At 73.2% G+C, this 17,327-nt stretch carries 19 protein-coding genes, 1 tRNA gene and 1 pseudogene; 8 read left to right on the top strand and 13 right to left on the bottom strand.

Features of this window, described 5'->3' with window-relative positions; translation table 11 throughout:
* Window positions 1-37: 37 nt before the first annotated feature.
* The 4 genes and pseudogenes from OHS58_RS05635 to OHS58_RS05620 form a co-directional block, all read right to left on the bottom strand.
* Window positions 38-121: transfer RNA gene (locus tag OHS58_RS05635), tRNA-Leu, on the bottom strand.
* A gap of 665 nt (window positions 122-786) precedes the next feature.
* Entirely contained in the window at window positions 787-1,884 is a 1,098-nt protein-coding gene (locus OHS58_RS48685; RefSeq protein WP_442875554.1) for an AfsR/SARP family transcriptional regulator, read from the bottom strand.
* A 52-nt stretch (window positions 1,885-1,936) separates the two neighbouring features.
* Window positions 1,937-3,007 (bottom strand): annotated as a pseudogene (locus OHS58_RS05625) (LLM class flavin-dependent oxidoreductase).
* An 11-nt stretch (window positions 3,008-3,018) separates the two neighbouring features.
* The gene (locus OHS58_RS05620) at window positions 3,019-3,966 is read right to left on the bottom strand and encodes an NmrA/HSCARG family protein (RefSeq protein ID WP_328647375.1); all 948 of its coding nucleotides are present in this window, start codon (window positions 3,964-3,966) and stop codon (window positions 3,019-3,021) included.
* Between the two features lie 149 nt (window positions 3,967-4,115).
* Here OHS58_RS05620 and OHS58_RS05615 point away from each other — a divergent pair, with 149 nt between their 5' ends.
* Window positions 4,116-4,898 (top strand): cellulose-binding domain-containing protein, encoded by a 783-nt coding sequence (locus tag OHS58_RS05615; RefSeq protein ID WP_328647374.1) that lies wholly within the window; start codon window positions 4,116-4,118, stop codon window positions 4,896-4,898.
* A 176-nt stretch (window positions 4,899-5,074) separates the two neighbouring features.
* On the opposite strand, the gene OHS58_RS05610 is transcribed toward OHS58_RS05615, so the two are convergent.
* Both OHS58_RS05610 and OHS58_RS05605 read right to left on the bottom strand, forming a co-directional pair.
* Window positions 5,075-5,260, bottom strand: coding sequence for a hypothetical protein (locus OHS58_RS05610; protein WP_328647373.1), 186 nt, complete (start codon window positions 5,258-5,260; stop codon window positions 5,075-5,077).
* Between the two features lie 29 nt (window positions 5,261-5,289).
* On the bottom strand, window positions 5,290-5,883 hold the full coding sequence (locus tag OHS58_RS05605; RefSeq protein WP_326952230.1) for an HSP18 transcriptional regulator: 594 nt from the start codon (window positions 5,881-5,883) through the stop codon (window positions 5,290-5,292).
* Window positions 5,884-5,991: 108 nt separating this feature from the next.
* Between OHS58_RS05605 and OHS58_RS05600 the strand changes: the two genes are divergently transcribed.
* Window positions 5,992-6,783: an ANTAR domain-containing protein gene (locus tag OHS58_RS05600; RefSeq protein ID WP_328647372.1), complete on the top strand. Its 792-nt coding sequence runs from the start codon at window positions 5,992-5,994 to the stop codon at window positions 6,781-6,783.
* A 66-nt stretch (window positions 6,784-6,849) separates the two neighbouring features.
* Entirely contained in the window at window positions 6,850-7,488 is a 639-nt protein-coding gene (locus OHS58_RS05595; protein ID WP_328647371.1) for a maleylpyruvate isomerase family mycothiol-dependent enzyme, read from the top strand.
* 216 nt (window positions 7,489-7,704) lie between these two features.
* On the opposite strand, the gene OHS58_RS05590 is transcribed toward OHS58_RS05595, so the two are convergent.
* The gene (locus OHS58_RS05590; RefSeq protein WP_247053579.1) at window positions 7,705-8,151 is read right to left on the bottom strand and encodes a nitroreductase family deazaflavin-dependent oxidoreductase; all 447 of its coding nucleotides are present in this window, start codon (window positions 8,149-8,151) and stop codon (window positions 7,705-7,707) included.
* A gap of 53 nt (window positions 8,152-8,204) precedes the next feature.
* Window positions 8,205-8,417 (bottom strand): hypothetical protein, encoded by a 213-nt coding sequence (locus tag OHS58_RS05585; RefSeq protein ID WP_326952227.1) that lies wholly within the window; start codon window positions 8,415-8,417, stop codon window positions 8,205-8,207.
* Between the two features lie 112 nt (window positions 8,418-8,529).
* On the opposite strand from OHS58_RS05585, the gene OHS58_RS05580 reads away from it, so the two are divergent.
* Genes OHS58_RS05580 through OHS58_RS05570 form a run of 3 tightly spaced genes read left to right on the top strand, consistent with a single transcriptional unit; the run spans window position 8,530 to window position 11,253 of the window.
* A complete protein-coding gene (locus OHS58_RS05580) occupies window positions 8,530-9,834 on the top strand; it encodes an amidase family protein (protein ID WP_328647370.1) in 1,305 nt (434 codons plus the stop codon).
* A 7-nt stretch (window positions 9,835-9,841) separates the two neighbouring features.
* Window positions 9,842-10,651, top strand: coding sequence for a MerR family transcriptional regulator (locus tag OHS58_RS05575; protein WP_328647369.1), 810 nt, complete (start codon window positions 9,842-9,844; stop codon window positions 10,649-10,651).
* Between the two features lie 23 nt (window positions 10,652-10,674).
* Window positions 10,675-11,253 carry a hypothetical protein gene (locus OHS58_RS05570; protein WP_328647368.1) on the top strand — a complete coding sequence of 193 codons (579 nt, stop codon included), beginning with the start codon at window positions 10,675-10,677 and terminating at the stop codon, window positions 11,251-11,253.
* Here the strand turns inward: OHS58_RS05570 and OHS58_RS05565 are convergent.
* Window positions 11,250-11,603, bottom strand: a complete 354-nt coding sequence (locus tag OHS58_RS05565; RefSeq protein WP_326951579.1) for an ArsR/SmtB family transcription factor — start codon at window positions 11,601-11,603, stop codon at window positions 11,250-11,252. The genes OHS58_RS05570 and OHS58_RS05565 overlap by 4 nt on opposite strands.
* A gap of 69 nt (window positions 11,604-11,672) precedes the next feature.
* Here OHS58_RS05565 and OHS58_RS05560 point away from each other — a divergent pair, with 69 nt between their 5' ends.
* The gene (locus OHS58_RS05560) at window positions 11,673-12,647 is read left to right on the top strand and encodes a cation diffusion facilitator family transporter (RefSeq protein WP_326950993.1); all 975 of its coding nucleotides are present in this window, start codon (window positions 11,673-11,675) and stop codon (window positions 12,645-12,647) included.
* 6 nt (window positions 12,648-12,653) lie between these two features.
* Here the strand turns inward: OHS58_RS05560 and OHS58_RS05555 are convergent, their stop codons facing one another.
* Both OHS58_RS05555 and OHS58_RS05550 read right to left on the bottom strand, forming a co-directional pair.
* A complete protein-coding gene (locus OHS58_RS05555; RefSeq protein ID WP_326952222.1) occupies window positions 12,654-13,847 on the bottom strand; it encodes an MFS transporter in 1,194 nt (397 codons plus the stop codon).
* Complete coding sequence (locus OHS58_RS05550) at window positions 13,844-14,632, bottom strand: DeoR/GlpR family DNA-binding transcription regulator (RefSeq protein WP_328647367.1); 789 nt, start codon at window positions 14,630-14,632, stop codon at window positions 13,844-13,846. Before OHS58_RS05550 ends, OHS58_RS05555 begins: the two co-directional genes overlap by 4 nt.
* A gap of 123 nt (window positions 14,633-14,755) precedes the next feature.
* On the opposite strand from OHS58_RS05550, the gene OHS58_RS05545 reads away from it, so the two are divergent.
* Complete coding sequence (locus tag OHS58_RS05545; RefSeq protein WP_328647366.1) at window positions 14,756-15,343, top strand: TetR/AcrR family transcriptional regulator; 588 nt, start codon at window positions 14,756-14,758, stop codon at window positions 15,341-15,343.
* Here the strand turns inward: OHS58_RS05545 and OHS58_RS05540 are convergent.
* Together OHS58_RS05540 and OHS58_RS05535 are read right to left on the bottom strand one after the other, a co-directional pair.
* Window positions 15,340-16,443, bottom strand: coding sequence for a Gfo/Idh/MocA family protein (locus OHS58_RS05540; RefSeq protein ID WP_326950997.1), 1,104 nt, complete (start codon window positions 16,441-16,443; stop codon window positions 15,340-15,342). The two genes, OHS58_RS05545 and OHS58_RS05540, sit on opposite strands and share 4 nt — an antisense overlap.
* Window positions 16,440-17,174 (bottom strand): sugar phosphate isomerase/epimerase family protein, encoded by a 735-nt coding sequence (locus tag OHS58_RS05535; protein WP_326950998.1) that lies wholly within the window; start codon window positions 17,172-17,174, stop codon window positions 16,440-16,442. The genes OHS58_RS05540 and OHS58_RS05535 overlap by 4 nt, the downstream gene beginning before the upstream one ends.
* Window positions 17,175-17,327 lie beyond the last annotated feature (153 nt).

The raw sequence follows: 17,327 nt of genomic DNA, 5'->3' as shown, positions 1-17,327 counted from the left end.
TTCAAGATCGCGTTTCGCGATCCGTGGGGTAATACTGTGTCCGAGGGGGGACTTGAACCCCCACGCCCGTTAAGGGCACTAGCACCTCAAGCTAGCGCGTCTGCCATTCCGCCACTCGGACCTGCTGGAGAAAGAGTACCCGGCCGCCTCGTGGGGGCGTTCAGGGGGGTCCGGATCTGCTCGGTATCGAGGGTTGGGATGATCATGCGTTTTGGCTCACCGCTGTATCGATCCAGTCCTCTTGGCCTGCTCGGCTTCGGGCGAACTCGCGTAGGGGCTCCTGGTAGCGGTAGGCGTCTGGGCCGGCTGGGTCCAGTAGGTGGGCGTCCACCAGGGACTCCAGGATCGCCGCTGCCGCTGGTAGCTCGAGGTTCAGGGTTTCAGCGGCTGCGGAGAGTGGGACTACCGGCATTGCCAGGTGGGAAAGCGCTCGGAACGCTCGGGACTGGGCCGGGGTCAGCTGGGCCATTGCCGACTCGTATGGCTTCTCTATCGCTCCGCACTCCGGGGGTGTCACCGGGGAGTCTGGCGCCGGGCGGCCCAGGCGGCTGAGTGCCTGGAGCATCGTCCACTCCGGGCGGGATGACACTCGGGCTCCCACCGCCTGCAGGACCTGGGGTAGGCCCGCTGTGCGGGCGACCAGTTCCTCGGTCGCTGCAGGGTCGTGGTCGGTTCGGGGGCCTATCAAGCGGCTCAGCAACTGCAGCGATGCCGTGGGGTCCAGGCCTCGTAGTTTCTGCCAGTGGGCGTGAGGTAGGCCGTAGAGGCGCTGGCGGGCCGTGATCATCACCGCCGGGCCCTCTGGTGCCTGGGAGCAGCGGGCGGATCTGCTCCGCTGCCTGGGCGTCGTCCAAGACGATGAGTACGCGGCGGCCTGTGGTGCGGGTGCGCCACAATGCCGCTCGCTCGCTTGACGACGGTGGCAGGTCCGTGACGCCGATGCCGCGCAGCAGCTCGGACAGCGGGTCCGGCGAGACCGATAGGTCCGTGAACAGCTGGCCGTCCGGGAAGGACGTTGCGATCTTGTGGCCCAGCTGGATCGCCAGGGTGGTCTTGCCGATCCCGGCCAGGCCTTCGACGCCCACTACCGGGACGCCTGGGTCGGTTGTCCGCAGGGTGTCGGCCAGCGCGGTCAGCATGTCCTCTCGGCCTACGAACTCCGGGAGCTGCGGAGGTAGTTGCGTGGGGCGGGTGATGGTGGCGGCCAAAGTGGGGTCTGAGGACAGGATTTTTGCGCTGCATTTCGCGTAGTTCCGGGCCTGGGTAGAGGCCCAGCTCGTCCTCCAGCCGGCGCTGGATTTGGGCGAAGACGTCCAAGGCCTCGGCTTGCCGGCCGGAGCGGTAGAGGGCCAGCATCTGCAGCTCGTGGGGGCGTTCTCGCATGGGCTGCTCGGTGATCAGCTCGGTCAGGGCGCTGATGGCGCCTGCGTGGTGGCCCGCCTCGATATCTGCTGCTGCCAGGTCTTCGATTGCCTTCAGGCGCAGCTGCTCCAGGCGGACGCGCTCGGCTTCGAAGCCGTTGACGCCCGACAGCGGAGTGCCGTGCCAGAGGTCTAGTGCGGCTCGGAGGGAGGCGGCGTCGCCGGTTGTCAGCAGGTGCTGGAACTCCGTCAGATCCAACGTCGGCGCGATGATCGCGTAGCCGCCGCCGATCGACTTGATCGGGGTGTCCGGCTCCAGGGCGTGGCGCAGGCGGGAGATGTACGAGCGGACCATGCCGGTCGCCGCCCTCGGTTCCGCGCCGCCCCAGAGCGCCTCGACCAGCTGGGCGGGTGAGAGCGACGTGCCGCCCTGCAGGAGCAGGACCGCCAGCGCCGCCCGTTGCTGGGGCGGGCCCAGCTCCAGCTCGACGTCGCCACGCCACGCCCGTACCGGGCCCAGCACCTCGAACCGCACAGATTCGGTCACGCTCAGCGCAACCGCGGGCGGCGGGTCGCTATTCCACCGCGGCGAGCGACCGGTGCGTCGGCGCGTCCGGGACGTGCGCCGGTCGTCCTCGCGCGAACTCCTTGCGCAGCACCGGGACGACCTCGGCGCCCAGCAGGTCGATCTGCTCCAGCGCCGTCTCGTGCGGGAGGCCCATGCCGTCGACGTTGAACAGCTGGCGCTGGTAGTCGCCGAAGTCCTCGCGGAAGCGCATGGTCCGGTCGATCACCTGCTCCGGGCTGCCCACGACCAGGGGTGTCTGGTCCATCGTCTCCTCGAGCGAGGGGCCGTGGCCGTAGATCGGCGAGTGGTCGAAGTACGGGCGGAACTCGGCGATCGCGTCCTGGGAGCGGCGTCGGATGAACGTCTGGCCGCCGAGGCCGACGATCGCCGTGTCCGCGGGGCCGTGGCCGTGGTGCTCGAAACGCTCGCGGTAGAGCGCGATCATCCGCCGGGTGTGCTCGACCGGCCAGAAGATGTTGTTGGCGAAGAACCCGTCGCCGTAGAAGGCCGCCTGCTCCGCGATCTGGGGGCTGCGGATCGACCCGTGCCAGACGAACGGCGGGACGCCGTCCAGCGGACGTGGGGTCGAGGTGAAGCCCTGCAGCGGAGACCGGAACTTGCCGGACCAGTCCACGGCTTCTTCGCGCCACAGCCGCCGCAGCAGCGCGTAGTTCTCCACGGCCAGTGCGATGCCGTCGCGGATGTCCTTGCCGAACCACGGGTACACCGGGCCGGTGTTGCCGCGCCCGAGCATGAGGTCGAGCCGGCCGTCCGCGAGGTGCTACAGCATCGCGTAGTCCTCGGCGATCTTCACCGGGTCGTTCGTGGTGATCAGCGTCGTGGACGTCGACAGCACGATCCGGCTGGTGCGCGCCGCGACGAACCCCAGCAGCGTGGTCGGCGACGACGGCACGAACGGCGGGTTGTGGTGCTCCCCCGTCGCGTAGACGTCGAGGCCGGCCTCTTCGGCGCGGACGGCCGTCTCGACCATCCGCTTGATCCGCTCGTGCTCGGTCGGGGCGCGGCCGGTTGCGGGGTCGGCGGCGATGTCGCCGACCCCGAAGATGCCGAAGTGCATCCCGAAAGGCATTACAGCCCCTTGAACGCGTCGTGGTGGGCGGCGAGCCAGGTGCCGAAGTCCTGCAGCCGCGGGTTCAGCTCGCGCACGGCGCCGGGGTCGCGCGCGCCGGCGAAGACGCTCTCGTACTCGGCGTAGTAGAAGAACATGTTGGCCAGGTCGTCGGCGCCCGGGAACCCCTGGGCGCGCACGGCTTCGACGCTGACCGGGCGGTAGGCGACGTCCTCGCCGAGCTCCTTGGCGAACGCCGCCGCGTACTGCTCGCCGGTCAGGTTCTCGCCGGAGATGCTGATCGTGCGGCCGACGAGCTCGGGGCCGCGTTCGAAGACGCCGAACGCCGTCCGGCCGATGTCCTCGGCCGCGATCGCGGGCAGCTTGCGGTCGCCCATCGGCAGGTGCAGGGCGAGGACGCCGTCGTCGTCCCGGACCGGGCGGAAGAAGTCGAGGAAGGACTCGAAGTAGAACGTCGTGGACAGGAACGTCGTCGGCACGCCCGCTTCGACGAAGAACGCGTCGGCCTCGGCCTTGCCGTCGAAGTGCGGGACCTTGTAGCGCTCGTTCAGCGTCGGGACGCGGTCGTCGTCGAGACGCAGGTGCAGCCGGGTGTCGGGCAGCGTCGACCAGATGACGTGCTGCAGGCCCGCGGTCTTGGCGGCCGCGGCCATCGCGCGGGCCTGCTTCTGCTCGCGCTCGACGTCGTTGTACTCCCAGAACGCGCTGACGAAGTAGGCGCCGTACGTGCCCCGCAGCGCCGTCGTCAGGCTCGCTTCGTCGTCGAGGTCCGCGACCACGACCTCGGCGCCACGCGCGGCGAGCGCCTGCGCGGCGTCGGAGCCGGGGCGGCGGGTGATCGCGCGGAGGGCGAAGCGGCCGGCGGGGTCGTCGAGGATGGCGCGGGCGACGCCGCCGCCCTGCTGGCCGGTGGCGCCGACGACGGCGATGATCTTCTGCTCGGTCATGGTTCTCCCCGGATTCGGTGACCGGGACATCCGGTCGTGAACCCAGGTAACCGCGGCGATGTTGGCGGCTTGTGCACGCGGCATGCACGCGGTTTACAAGACCTGCGCGGATTCCTAGGATTCGCCGGGCACGAGACGGGAGGTGCTGGATGGCGCGCCGCGCCGAGCGGGACGACGACGAGATCTCCGTCGCCGAGCTCTTGAAGGAGACCGGCGCCACGGCGCGGCCCTTGACCGGCGGTTCCCTGCCGCCGCGGGCGCCGCTGCCCGACGGGTTGTCGCCCGCGGAGCACGTGGACCGGATCGAGCAGCGGGCCCGGGAAGCCGCCGCCGCGCAGCAGCGGGCCGGGGCGCGGATCCGGTGGGTCAGCGCGATCTGCGGGCTGGTCGCCGTCGTCGGCAGTCTCGTCGTGATCGCCGTGACCACCAGCTCGCCCGGCCGGGAGGCGTCGCCCCCGCAGGTGCCGCTGCTGCCCGCGACCACCCCGAAGCCGGCCACGAGCACGCCACCACCGCCGAGCCCGACCGTCATGGTGGGCCGGCAGACCGCGCCGTCGAGCTCGGCATCGGCCCCGCCGCCACCGCCGTCGTCGAGCGCGGCCGCTCCCCAGGCGTCCTGCTCGGTGCGGTTCACCGTGCAGGACCAGTGGGACGACGGCTTCACCGCGGCCGTCGCGATCACCAACAAGGGCGCGAAAACGCTCTCGCCGTGGACGCTGAGCTGGACCTTCGCCGACGGGCAGCGGGTCACGCACGGCTGGGACGGCGACTACGACCAGCGCGGCGGCCGCGTCACGGTGAACGCCGCCGACTGGAACACCACCCTCGCGCCCGGCGCGACCGTGACCACGGGCTTCAACGGCTCGATCCGCGGCGGCAACCCGGCGCCCGGCGCGTTCACGCTCAACGGCGCGGCCTGCGACGCGGGCTGATCACGGGATTGATCCGCTTCCCGTCCGGGTAGCCGCCGAAGATCGGCCACCCGGACGAGGAGATGCGATGACTCAACCCCACCACGAGACGAACGAAGACGACTCCAGCGGCAACCCGATGGACGACCGGACCGAGGACGAGCGGGAAAGCCGCGACTCGGACGGGGACTGATCGCTCAGATCGTCTCCTCCGGACGCCGGGTCATCGTCGGCTCGGGGTCCGCGCTCCGGCGGTCGGAGTCGCGCAGCACTTCGCGGGCCTGGGCTTCGGGATCGGCGGTCTCGACGGCCTTTTCCTCGGGCAGCAGCTCGGCCCGGCCCGCGGTGCGCTCGTCGGGGTTCTGTTCCGCTTCTTGTGCCATACCCGCCTGGTACCCACGCGGACGGCGGCTCAGTCCCGGGAGCGGCGGTTGCCGGCCGCGGCACGGCGCAACCGGGCCGCTTCGGCGGAGATTTCACCCACCCGGGTACCCAGGTCGCCGGTCAGGTGCGGCCGGGCCGCGGCCAGCGGTGGCAGGAGGTTCGCCGGGTCGTCGTCGCCCAGTGCGGCGCCGAGACGATCGGCGCTCGCCTGCGCAGCCGGGGCCAGGCCGTCGAGCGCGCTCACGCGGCCGGCGAGCTGGCGCAGCACGGCGGCGTTGCGCCGCGCCCAGTCCGCGACGGCCCGGTCTCCCGCCCGCCGGTCGCGCTCGGCGTCGACGCGGGCCTCGCCGGTCCGCTCCCCCGTGCTCGACGGCTGCAGCCGCAGGTAACGCCGTTCCGCGGCCTGTCTGCTGGCGACGCCCAGCGCGGGCGCGAGGGTCACCCAGCTGGCGCCGGCCGCTCGCGCCGCCGTGATCAGCTCCGGCTCCCAGCCGGCCAGTTCATCCCGCAGCAGCCGGAGGCCGCTCAGCGCGGTGACCAGCTGGTCCTGGTCCGCGGTGCCCGCCCGCGCGGCGGCGACCGCTTCGTGGATCCGGCCCAGAACGCCGGCGGTCTCGTCCATGGTCGTCCTTTCGACGACGGGTATCTTGTCGTCTTAACGACGACATGCTAAAACCGCCGTGCGTGTCGACGCCAGAGTTTCGAGCAAGACGTCGAGAAAGGTTTCGAGGTGACCGGAAGACCCGCGGCCGACGACCAGGCGCCGCTGACCGCACTGCTGCAGGAGCTGCTCGACCGCATCGCGGCCGAGGTGCCGGGCGCGCTCGGCGCGGCCGTGACCGTCCAGCACGGCGACGGCCCGTTGCGCGTGGCCGCCGCCCGGGGGCTCTCGGCCGCGTGCGTCCGGGCCCAGCTGGAGCGGTTCGGCGGCCCGGTGCCGCTCGCTTGCCGCACGGGCGTGCCGGTGGTCGCCGCCGACGTCTTCGCCGACGAGCGGTGGCCCGCGCTCACCGTCAGCGGCATGACCGAGTACTTCCCCGAGTTCGCGGCGGACTGGCTGCGCACCCGCGGGGGCGCCGCGCTGCCCGCCGCCTGGGACGCCGACGGCGGCCTGGTGCTGTCGGCCACACTCGACCGCCCCGCCACCGAAGAGACCGTGACGGTGTTGCGGCGCTACGAAAAGCTCACGGCGATGGCGCTCGTCCTCGCCGAGTCGGCCTGGCCTGACCAGACCGAGCAGATGCTGGACCTGCTGCAGTCGCGGGCCGCGCTGGAGGAGGCGAAGGGCATCGTCATCGCGCTGCGCCGCTGCAGCCCCGACGAGGCCTGGGCGACGCTGCGGCGGGCGAGCCAGGAGTTCAACGTCAAGGTCCGCGAACTCGCCGTCGCGCTGGTGGAGCTGATGTCCGGGGCGCCGGCGCCGCAGCCGGACGGCGAGCGCACGATCCGCCCGGGCAACGCGGCCCGCACCGCAGCCGAACAGCTGCTGCTGGTGTTCGACGGCGCGGCTACGGCGTTGTAACACTTCCGGGCGCTGAGGCGACCTGCGAGCACCGGGACATCCCGGAAGGACACCCGGGAGGCCCCTATGGCGGACGCCAGTTCCTGGCCGGAGATCCACCGGGAACGCGCCGCGCTCGCCGACGATCTCGCGAACCTGCCCACCGCGGCGTGGTCGACGCCGTCGCTGTGTCGCGGGTGGACAGTCCACGAGGTACTCGGCCACGTCGTCGCGACCGCGAAGCTGACGCCCGTCACGTTCTTCGCGCGGCTGGCCGGTTCCGGGTTCCGGTTCGAGGCGATGGCCGCGAAGAACCTCGCCCGCGAGACGGGGGCCGGCCCGGAAGCCACGCTCGCACAGCTGCGCGAGCACGCGAACGACACCACCGGGCCGCCGGGACCGGCGGACTCGTGGCTCGGCGAGATCGTGGTGCACGGCACCGACATCCGCCGCCCGCTGGGGCTCGAGCGCGCGTTCCCGATCGCGACGCTCGTGCAGGTCGCCGAGTTCTACCGGCGGTCCAACCTGCTGATCGGCGCGAAGAAGCGGGTCACCGGGCTGACGCTGCGGGCTACCGACGCGGGCTGGTCGACCGGGAGCGGGCCCGAGGTGACCGGGCCGCTGCTCACGTTGGTGCTGGCCATGACCGGGCGAAGTGCGGTGCTCGAGGAGCTTTCCGGGCCCGGCCTCGACCAGCTGGCGGCCCGCTGCGCAACGGATTCCTGAGCGATCCGGCTCGAGCGGCCGGCTGCGCACGGCGATCTTCCCGCGCTCGGCGCCAGCAACCCACGCCTCGCGGCGAGGCGGGTGCCCAGGCGATCCCGCTCCGGCTCGGGTCTTCGGCGGACCGACGGGCCGCGCACGACGATCTCTCCGCACCGGCCGAGTACCACGGCACGCTGTCTTCGCCAGGCCGCCGGCAGCGCGCGGCGGAAGCGGCTCCTAAACGGGTTCGACACGGAACACCGCGATCCGGCCCGCCGCGTCGGCGACCGCGTCCGGGTTGGACGCTTCGGCCAGACCCGTTGTCACGTAACGGTTGCCGACGCTCGGCGGGCTGGTCTCCACCAGCTTGCGCAGGATCGGCCGCCGCTCCTCCACCGGCACCTCGACCAGCCGGGCGGTGGCCGAACGGCGGCCGCGCGTCAGCGTGACGCTGGCCGCGGCGCGCACGTTCGCCACCCAGGCGGCCTTCGGGTACGCCTGGATGATGTAGCGCTCGCCGTCCTGCGGGATGACGGCGATCGGGAAGGTGCGCGGGACACCACTGCGGCGCCCCGCGACCGTGAGCAGCTGCATCGGGCCGAAGGCGATGCCGAGCCGCTGGAGCCCGACGACGAGCTTGTTCCCGGCGTTGACCATCCGCCGGTAGTTCTGTGCTGTTGCCATGTCCCGAGCGTACACCAACTCGTACGAGACTCATATCATCCGAAAGCCGTAACTCAGGTCGGGTCGGGACCCGGTGCCGGCTCGGGCGGGACGGGATCCGGCACGGGCACGCTGCCGGGCTCGGGCGTCGGCAGCTCCGGGCCGGGGCTCGGTGCCACCGGATCCGGGCCCGGCGGTGCGGGGTCGGGGCTCGGCCCGACCGGGTCCGCCGGGATCGGCTCGGGTGGTGCCGGGGGTGCGGTCAGGCGCTCCGCTGCGATCGGCATCGATCTCCCTCCGCCGTCCGTGGGTCGGGCGGCTGTGACTCTTGGTTACCCAAGACGCGCATCCGGGAACCGCGCTTGACCCTGACACCGTGTCAGGCCGTACTCCTCGGCCATGACCTTCCGGACCGCCACCGACGCCGCCGCCGGTATCCGCCGCGGCGCGCTCTCGGCTCGTGACCTGACCGAAGAACTCCTCGATCGCATCGAGGATTCCCAGCTCAACGCCGTCGTCGAAACCCACCGTGACGCCGCGCTCGAAACCGCCGAGGACGCGGACCGGGCCGTCGCGCGCGGTGCCGATCCCGGGCCACTGCACGGCGTTCCGATGACCGTCAAGGACGCCTTCGCCGTCGAAGGCATGCACACGACCTGGGGTGAGCCGGCGTTCGCGGAGCACGTCGCGGACCACGACGCGGCCGTCGTCGAACGGCTGCGGGCCGCGGGCGCGATCGTCGTCGGCAAGTCCAATGTGCACCACATGCTCGCCGACTTCGGGCGGACGGTGAACCCGGTGTACGGCCGCACGCTCAACCCCCGCGACCCGGCGCGCACGCCGGGCGGCTCGTCCGGGGGCGCCGCGGCCGCGGTCGCCGCGGGAATGTCCTATCTGGAGTACGGCTCCGACCTGGCGGGCTCGATCCGGATCCCGGCGGCCTACTGCGGCGTCTACGGCCTCAAGCCGACCGCCGGAACCGTGCCGCTGCGCGGGTTCCAGCCACCCGGCCCGCCCGCGGAGCCCGGCCGGGACTTCCCGTCGGCGGCCGGGCCGCTCGCCCGCTCGGCCGCCGACCTGCGGCTCGCCCTCGGCGTCACCGGCGGGCCGGACGGCGCCGAGGCGCACGCGTACTCGTGGCGGCTCGCGCCACCGCGCCGCAGCCGGCTGGCGGACTTCCGCGCCGGCGTCGTCCTCGACGACCCGCGCTGCCCGGTGACCGCCGAGGTCGGAGACGCGCTTTCGGACGTCGTCGACGCGCTCGCCCGCGCCGGCGTCCGGGTCACCGAAGGCTGGCCGGACGGCGTCGACCCGGCCGCCCAGGCGGAGTCGTTCGGGTTCCAGGTGGAGCTGTTCTTCGCGATGCGCGAAGGCGACGTCGCGGGCGTCGTCGAGCAGGAACGGCGGCGGCACGCTTCGGCGGCGGCGTGGGGCCGGTACTTCCGGGACGTCGACGTCTTCCTGTGCCCCACGGTCTTCACGACGGCCTTTCCCCACGACGGCGAGCAGGACCGCTACGACGACCAGGTGTTCTGGATCGCGCAGGCGTCGCTGCCCGGCCTGCCCGCGGTGTCCGCCCCGGCCGGGGGCACACTCCCGGCCGGGCTGCAGGTGGTCGGCCCGGCGCACGAGGACGACACGGCGATCACGTTCGCCGAGCTCGCCGCGGCCGTCGCGGGCGGGTTCGTCCCGCCTGGGGAATGATCGGCGGATGTTCTCGATCGGGGACTTCGCCCGCCACGGCCGGGTGTCGGTCCGGATGCTGCGCCACTACGACGCGCTCGGGCTGCTGCGCCCGGCCCGCGTCGACCCGGCGACCGGCTACCGCAGCTACACCGCGGGGCAGCTGGCCCGGCTCAACCGGATCGTCGCGCTGAAGGACCTCGGGTTCACCCTCGAGCAGGTGCGGACGCTGCTGGCCGAGGAGGTGCCGGTCGAGCGGGTGCGCGGGATGCTGGACCTGCGGCGCGCGGAGCTGGCGACGGCGGTGGCGGAGAGCGCGGCGAAGCTGGCGCAGGTCGAGGCCCGGCTGCGGACGATCGAGGACGAGGGCCGCGCGCCGGCGTACGACGTCGTGGTCAAGGACCTGCCGGCCGTGCGGGTGGTGGAGCTGACCGGCGTCGCGGCGGGGTTCGCGCCGGAGGCGATCGGCCCGGTGGTCCGCCCGCTGTGCGCGGAGCTGGGCCGGCGGCTGCCGACCGCCGACGTGACGCCGGCCGGGCGGCTGACGTGCTACTACGAGCAGCGCGCGGAGGACGAAGTCGTGGTCCACGCGGCGATCCCGGCGTCCGTCGGCGCGGGTGACCTGGCCGGCTTGAGCGTCGCGGACCTCCCGCCGGCGCGCGCGGCGACGCTGGTCCACCGCGGCGCGATCGAAGGCGTGCTGCCGAGCTGGCAGGCGGTCGTGCGGTGGATCGAGGCGCACGGCCACCGCTCGGCGGGCGCGCAGCGGGAGCTGTACCTCGACTGTCCGGAGGATCCGGCGGGCTGGGTGACCGAACTGCAGGAGCCGATCGCCTGAGATCGTTGCTATCGTTCCGCGGCGTGACCGGACAATCGCTTTCCCTCGAAGAACTCCCGGTCGTCTGGCGATCGGCGATCCTCCCGCGGCAGTACCGGCCGCGCGGTCCGCTCGTCGAAGTCCACCTGGTCCCGGCCGCTCCGGGGACGCACCACGCGACGCCGGACCTCGAGCGGACCCGCGGCGAACTCGCGGAGTCGGGCTTCGTCGGAGAGCAGCCCGTGCACGCCGGCTCGTCCGAGGACGGCGCGTGGGCGTTTTCGACGGCCGGGGAGTCCGGGCTCGCGGTGCTGAGCAGCGGCCAGCGGACGTGCTGGTTCCCCTTGCCGGAAGAGAGCTTCGACCGGGAGGCGCTGGCGCTGCGGGTCGCCGCCCGGCTGACCGCGTTGCTGGCCATCGACCTTCCGCTGCCGGACGCCCTCGCGCCGGCGATCGGGCTGGATCCCGTCGCCGCGACGACCACCGTCGCCACCCGCAGCGTGCGCAGCCCCGGCCGGATCCGGATGGGGACCGTGGCGGCGTTCCCGGCCGACGAGCTGCGCCGGACGGCGCGGGAGATCGCCGAGGACCTGGTGGCCCGGCTGGCCGCGCCGCTGAGCTAGGCGCCGCCGGAGTCCGCTCGCGGGTGGTGCGGCTGGGCGTGCGCGCCCGGGGGCAGGTCGCGGTCCAGGTGGTCGGCGTGGTGCAACGCCTGGGCCAGCAGGCCGCGGACGTGGTTGTCGGCCGCCGAGTAGTAGACGAACGTGCCTTCGCGGCGGCCCTTCACCAGGCCCGCCAGCCGCAGTTTCGCCAGGTGCTGGCTGACCGCCGTCGGCGCCGCGCCGGCCAGCTCGGCCAGGCCGGCCACCGACGACTCGCCCTGCAGCAGCGCCCACAGGACCTTGATGCGGGTCGGGTCGGCCAGCAGGCGGAACGACTCCGCGGCTAGGTGGACCTGCTCGTCGGTGGGCATGTCGAAGTCGGGCACTTCGTTACCCTACTACTTGCGTATATGCGTGCCTGCGCAGGTAGAGTCACATCCATGACGGGACACGGGCACCGCCACTCGCGGTGGCGACCGCACAGCCACGACAGCGCCGACCGCGTCGACCAGGCCCTCGAGACCAGCCGGCGCGGGATGCGGGCGCTCGTCCGCTCGTTCGCCGCGCTGTTCGTCACCGCCGTCGCGCAGCTGGTGCTCGTGGTCGTCACCGGGTCGGTGGCGCTGCTGGGCGACACCATCCACAACTTCGCCGACGCGCTGACCGCAGTCCCGCTCGGCATCGCGTTCCTGCTGGGCCGGCGGGCGGCGACGCGCCGCTACACCTACGGCCTCGGCCGCGCGGAGGACCTCGCCGGGGTGGTCGTGGTGCTGGTCGTCGCGGCGTCGGCGGTGATCGCCGGGTACGAGTCCGTGCTGCGGCTGCTCGACCCGCGCCCGGTCGGCCACCTGTGGGTGGTCGCGGCCGCCGGGGTGGTCGGGTTCGCCGGGAACGAGCTGGTGGCGCGGTACCGGATCACCGTCGGGCGCGAGATCGGCTCGGCCGCCCTGGTCGCCGACGGCCTGCACGCCCGCACCGACGGCTTCACGTCCCTGGCCGTCGTGCTCGGCGCGGCCGGCGTCGCGCTGGGGTTCCCGGCGGCGGACCCGATCGTCGGGCTCGGCATCACGGTCGCCATTCTGTTCGTCCTGCGCGACGCGGCGAAGGAGGTCTTCCGGCGTCTGCTCGACGCGGTCGACCCGGCGACGGTCGAGCTGGCCGAGGCCACCGCCCGCGACGTCCCGGGGGTGCTCGGCGCCGGCCCGCTGCGGATGCGCTGGATCGGGCACCACCTGCGCGCCGAGCTCGCGGTCACGGTCGCGACGACGCTGACGGTCGCGCAGGCCCACCGCATCGCCCACGACGTCGAGCACCGGCTGCTGCACGCGGTCGCCCGCCTGACGGCGGTCGTCGTCCACACCGAACCGGCGACCGGCGCCGAGCAGGCTCACGAGGGACTGGCCCACCACCACTGACCGAGGTCACGCCACGGGCTGCTCCACGGGTTCCGGCTTCGGGGTCAGCACGCCCGCGAACAGCGCCGCCAGGACGCACAGCACCACCGGGACCGCGAACGTGACGTTCAGCGGCATCCACCGCGTCAGGCCGCCGATCAACGCCGGGCCGGCCAGCAGGCCCACGTAACCCAAGCCGACCACCCGGGCCATCAACGCGCCCGAGTTGCGCGTGTCCAGGTTGCCCGCCGCCGAGAACAGCTGCGGTACGCCGCCCGAGAGGCCCAGGCCGAACACCGCCCATCCCACCAGGGACAGCGGGACCCACGGGGCCGCGGCGGCCACCGAGAGCCCCACGGCCGCCATCGCCGCGCCGTAGCGGACGATCGCCGCCGGGCCCGCCCAGGCCGCGACGCGGTCGGTCAGGAAGCGGCCCGTCGTCATGGCCACCGCGAACGCGCCGTACGCCAGCGCCGCCGTCGAAGCCGAGGTGCCCAGCACCTTCTCCATGTGCAGCGCGGCCCAGTCGTTCGCCACGCCCTCCGAGAGCATCAGCGCCAGGGCCAGCGCGCCCAGCAGCCAGATCAGGCGGCCCGGGGTCCGGCGGGCGGACGTCGGCGCCGGAGACGCCTGGGCGACGTCGGCGGGCGCGTCGGCCGGCTCGATCAGGAACCGGGCCGCCACCAGGGAAAGCACGATGCACACCAGGCCGGTGCCGGTGAGCGTGACGCCGGTCGGGACGCCCGCACCGAGCGTCGCGGCGCCGATCACCGCGGCCAGCGCGCCGCCGATGGACCACATCGCGTGGAACGACGCCATGATCGGACGCGGGTACGCGCGCTCCACGACGACCGCGTGCGAGTTCATCCCGACGTCGATCGCGCCGTTGCCGAAGCCGAACAGGATCAGCGAGAGCCCCAGCGTCCACCACGAGTTCGCGAAGCCCGGCGCGCACAGCGCGAGGCCGAGGAACACCCCGGCCGCCGGGACCAGCTTGCGGTGCCCGAGGCGGTCGACCAGCGGCCCGGAGACCTGCATGCCGGCGAACGCCGCGCCGCCGAGCACCAGCAGCAACGCGCCCAGCGTGCTGTGCGAGATGCCGGTGGCGCGCTCGACGTTCGGGATGTGCACCACCCACATCCCCATGCCGAACCCGTTGAGGGCGAAGAACATCCACGTCGCGACACGGGCGGCGCGCGGACGGGCGGAAACGGTCGTCATCGGTTCTCCAGCGAGTCTGGCAAGGGGACAGCGACGTGCACGAGCACACCCCGCTCGGCCAGCGCCGCACGCTGGTCCGCGGGGGCACCCGGGTCGGTGATCAGGACGTCCGCCCGGTCGGCGGGACACACGTGGGCGAGCGCGGCGCGATCCCACTTCGCGCTGTCGGCCAGCACGATCGAGCGCGCCGACACCGCCAGGGCCTGCTGCTTGACCTCGGCGTCGGCGAGGTCGAACGCGGTCAGCCCGGCTTCGAGGTCGAACGCGCACGGGCTCAGCACGGCGACGTCGAACCGCAGCGCCCGCAGCGAAGCGAGCGTCAGCGGCCCGACCAGCGCCTGCTCCCCCGGCCGCGGCTCGCCGCCAGGCAGCAGCAGCCGCACCTGCGGGGCGTCGGCGAGTTCACGAACGGCGTGCAGCGACAGCGGCATCACGGTGACCGACCGGTCGCGCAGCAGGCGCGCCAGCTCCAGCGCCGTCGTGCCGCTGTCGAGGACGACGGTCTCGCCGTCGACGATCAGCTCCGCCGCCGCGGCCGCGATGGCCCGCTTCGCCTCGGTGGACGCCGTGGCGCGGGCCGCGAACGGCGGCTCCATACCGGACGGTGACGCCGGGACAGCCCCGCCGTGCACCCGCCGCAGCACGCCCCGGGCGGCAAGGTGGTCCAGGTCCCGGCGCACGGTCATCTCCGACGCGCCGGTCACCTCGGCCAGCTCGCCGACGCCGACCTGCTCGGTGCCGCGCAGCCGCTCGACGATGACCCGTTGCCGCTCCGCGCTCTTCACTCCGCGATGCTCGCAAGAACCGCGCATTCGCACAACTGATTTGTTCGACCGATCACGCAGCTTGTGCGAAATCCCGCTGCGGCATGATGGGGACGTGCACGTCGCCGAGACCACCGCAGCCCCGTGACCGGGGGCTACCTGAAGGGCCGGATCCGCCGCGAGGACATCATCACGGCGGCGGCCGCGGCGTACGGCGAGCTCGGTTACCACAGCTCGTCGCTGCGGGAGATCGCCAAACGCGTCGGTATCACCCACGCCGGCCTCCTGTACTACTTCCCGACCAAGGAAGCGCTGCTCGCCGCCGTCCTCGAACGGCGTGACGCCGACGACTCCGACCGCGAGCAGCTGCGCGTCCCGCCCGGGCTCGACGTCCTGCGCCACTTCGTCGCGCTGGCCGAGCACAACGTCCGCCACCCCGGCATCGTCGACCTCTACTCGCGGCTCGCCGCCGAAGCCGTGGCCCCGGACCACCCGGCGCACGACTACTTCGTGGAGCACTACCGGGCCGCGCGCGCGGGCGTGCGCGAGTCGTTCGAGGTCCTCGCCGCGCGCGGCCAGCTGCGCGACGGCGTCGACCCCCGGGTGGCGGCGCTGACCTTCATCGCCCTGATGGACGGCCTGCAGGTGCAGTGGCTGACCGTGCCCGGTGACGTGGACCTGGTCGGCTCACTGCGGTTCGCTCTGCAGAACCTGCTCTCCGTCCCGCTTTAGAGCGTCTTCTCGTACGGGTCCCACGCCGCCGGCAACGCGGGCGGCACAGCGACCACGCTGTCCACCTCCACGGGCTGCCCGCGAGTCAGCGACTCGTCGATGGCCAGCATCGCGTCGAGCACGTGGTAGGCCAGCTCGCCGGACGCGCGTTCGGGCACCCCGGCGCGGATCGCCCGCGCCAGCTCCAGCGTGCCGGTGCCGCGCGAAGCCTGGTGCCCCTTCGGTTCCAGCTCTTCGGGCTCGTCCTGACCGAACAGGTGCAACGCGGTCGCGCCGTCGAACCGGTTGGGGTCCGGGAGCACGGCGGTGCCGAGCGTGCCGGTCAGCTCGACGAAGCCGGTGCGCTTCAACGCCGAGTCGAAGCTCAGCACGAGCTGGGCGGACCCGCCCGAGGCGAACTCGACCAGGGCCGTGACCGTGGTCGGCACCGTCACCGGGAACTCCGTCCCGGCGCGCGGCCCGGACCCGATGACACGGGTGTCGCGCGCCCGGCCGCCGGCGCCGGTGACCCGGCGGATCGGGCCGAGCAGGTGCACCAGCGTCGTCAGGTAGTACGGGCCCATGTCCAGCAGCGGCCCGCCGCCGGCCTGGAACAGGAACTCCGGCGCGGGGTGCCAGCTCTCCGGCCCGGGCACCTGGAACAGCGCGAGCGCGGTGTTCGGCTGCCCGATCCGGCCTTCGTCGATCGCGCGCCGCGCGGTCTGCAGCCCGGCGCCGAGCACGGTGTCGGGTGCGCTGGCCACGCGAAGGCCCTTCTCCCGCGCGCGGTCCAGCAGCTTGCGGCCGGTCTGGCGGTCGAGCGCGAGCGGCTTCTCCGCCCAGACGTGCTTGCCCGCCTCGAGCGCGGCGAGCCCGACGTCGACGTGCGAAGCCGGAGTGGTCAGGTTGACCACCAGCTCGACGTCGGGGTCGTCGAGCAGCTCGGCCACGGTGCCCGACCGCGGGACGCCGTGCTCGGCCGCCCGCGCCGCCGCGCGCTCGGTGTCGAGGTCGGCGACGCGCAGGACGCGGACGTCCGGGAAGCTCGTCAGGTTCTCGAGGTAGGTGCCGCTGATGACGCCGGCGCCGACGAACCCGACGCCGACCGGCCCGCCGGTCACTGCCCGGCGCCGGTCAGGAAGGCGTGGCTGGCGGCGATGGCTTCGAAGAGGTCGCCGTCGAAGGCGTCGAACTCGACCACGCGAAGGGCGGTCGGCGCGGCGGCGAGCACCTCGGCGATCGGGACCTGGCCCTGGCCGGCGGGGAGCTGGCCGGAGGCGTCGGTGGCGAGGCCGCCGTCCTTGACGTGGATCGCCTTGACGCGGTCGCCGAGCCGGCCCAGCAGGGCGGCCGCGTTCTCGCCGCCCGCGGTGGCCCAGTAGGTGTCGACCTCGAGCGCGACGGCCGGGTCGAGCTGGTCGGCGAACACCTCGAACGCGGCGCGGCCGTCGATCCGGGACTCCAGCTCCCACCAGTGGTTGTGGTAGCCGACTCCGACGCCGTGCTCGGCCGCCACCTTCGCGGCGGCGTTGAGCGCGTCGGCGGTCGCGGCGATGTCGGCCGGGTCCTGCCACTGCTCGGGCTTGACCAGCGGGTCGATCACCAGGCCGATGCCCAGCTCGGCCGCCGCGGCGAACACGGCGGCCTGGTCGGCGCCGATCAGCCGGGCGTGGGCGGTCGGCGCGGTCAGGCCGTTGGCCGGCAGCCCGGCCCGCAGCGCCTCGACGTTCTCGACGACGCCGTACGGCTCCACCTGCGTGAAGCCGATCGCGGCGAGACGCCGCAGGGTGTCGGCGGGATCGGCCGCGAACGCGTCGCGGACCGAATACAGCTGCACGGAAAGCAGGCTCATCCCCAGCTCCTGAGATCACGGTGGCGGACGCCCGCCACGGCTCCACAAGATTTCTACCACCTGGTCAAAATTCGCACCAGGGCTTTCCCGGTGACTCGACCGGACAGATCCGCGGTTTTCCCGGACGTCTTCGTGCGTGCCCCGGCTCACCGG

The sequence above is a fragment of the Amycolatopsis sp. NBC_00348 genome (assembly GCF_036114655.1).
In the GTDB taxonomy this organism is placed as follows: Bacteria; Actinomycetota; Actinomycetes; order Mycobacteriales; family Pseudonocardiaceae; genus Amycolatopsis.
Note: the sequence above shows the minus strand (reverse complement) of the source record. Positions and strands in the feature narration are given on the sequence as shown.

Coding starts and splice junctions, on each gene's coding strand:
- OHS58_RS05595 (WP_328647371.1), top strand. CDS start 6,850: ATGGCGGACGCCAGTTCCTGGCCGGAGATCCACCGGGAACGCGCCGCG.
- OHS58_RS05555 (WP_326952222.1), bottom strand. CDS start 13,847: ATGACGACCGTTTCCGCCCGTCCGCGCGCCGCCCGTGTCGCGACGTGG.
- OHS58_RS05575 (WP_328647369.1), top strand. CDS start 9,842: ATGTTCTCGATCGGGGACTTCGCCCGCCACGGCCGGGTGTCGGTCCGG.
- OHS58_RS05605 (WP_326952230.1), bottom strand. CDS start 5,883: ATGGACGAGACCGCCGGCGTTCTGGGCCGGATCCACGAAGCGGTCGCC.
- OHS58_RS05590 (WP_247053579.1), bottom strand. CDS start 8,151: ATGGCAACAGCACAGAACTACCGGCGGATGGTCAACGCCGGGAACAAG.
- OHS58_RS05610 (WP_328647373.1), bottom strand. CDS start 5,260: ATGGCACAAGAAGCGGAACAGAACCCCGACGAGCGCACCGCGGGCCGG.
- OHS58_RS05565 (WP_326951579.1), bottom strand. CDS start 11,603: ATGCCCACCGACGAGCAGGTCCACCTAGCCGCGGAGTCGTTCCGCCTG.
- OHS58_RS05580 (WP_328647370.1), top strand. CDS start 8,530: ATGACCTTCCGGACCGCCACCGACGCCGCCGCCGGTATCCGCCGCGGC.
- OHS58_RS05615 (WP_328647374.1), top strand. CDS start 4,116: ATGGCGCGCCGCGCCGAGCGGGACGACGACGAGATCTCCGTCGCCGAG.
- OHS58_RS05620 (WP_328647375.1), bottom strand. CDS start 3,966: ATGACCGAGCAGAAGATCATCGCCGTCGTCGGCGCCACCGGCCAGCAG.
- OHS58_RS05560 (WP_326950993.1), top strand. CDS start 11,673: ATGACGGGACACGGGCACCGCCACTCGCGGTGGCGACCGCACAGCCAC.
- OHS58_RS05535 (WP_326950998.1), bottom strand. CDS start 17,174: ATGAGCCTGCTTTCCGTGCAGCTGTATTCGGTCCGCGACGCGTTCGCG.
- OHS58_RS05585 (WP_326952227.1), bottom strand. CDS start 8,417: ATGCCGATCGCAGCGGAGCGCCTGACCGCACCCCCGGCACCACCCGAG.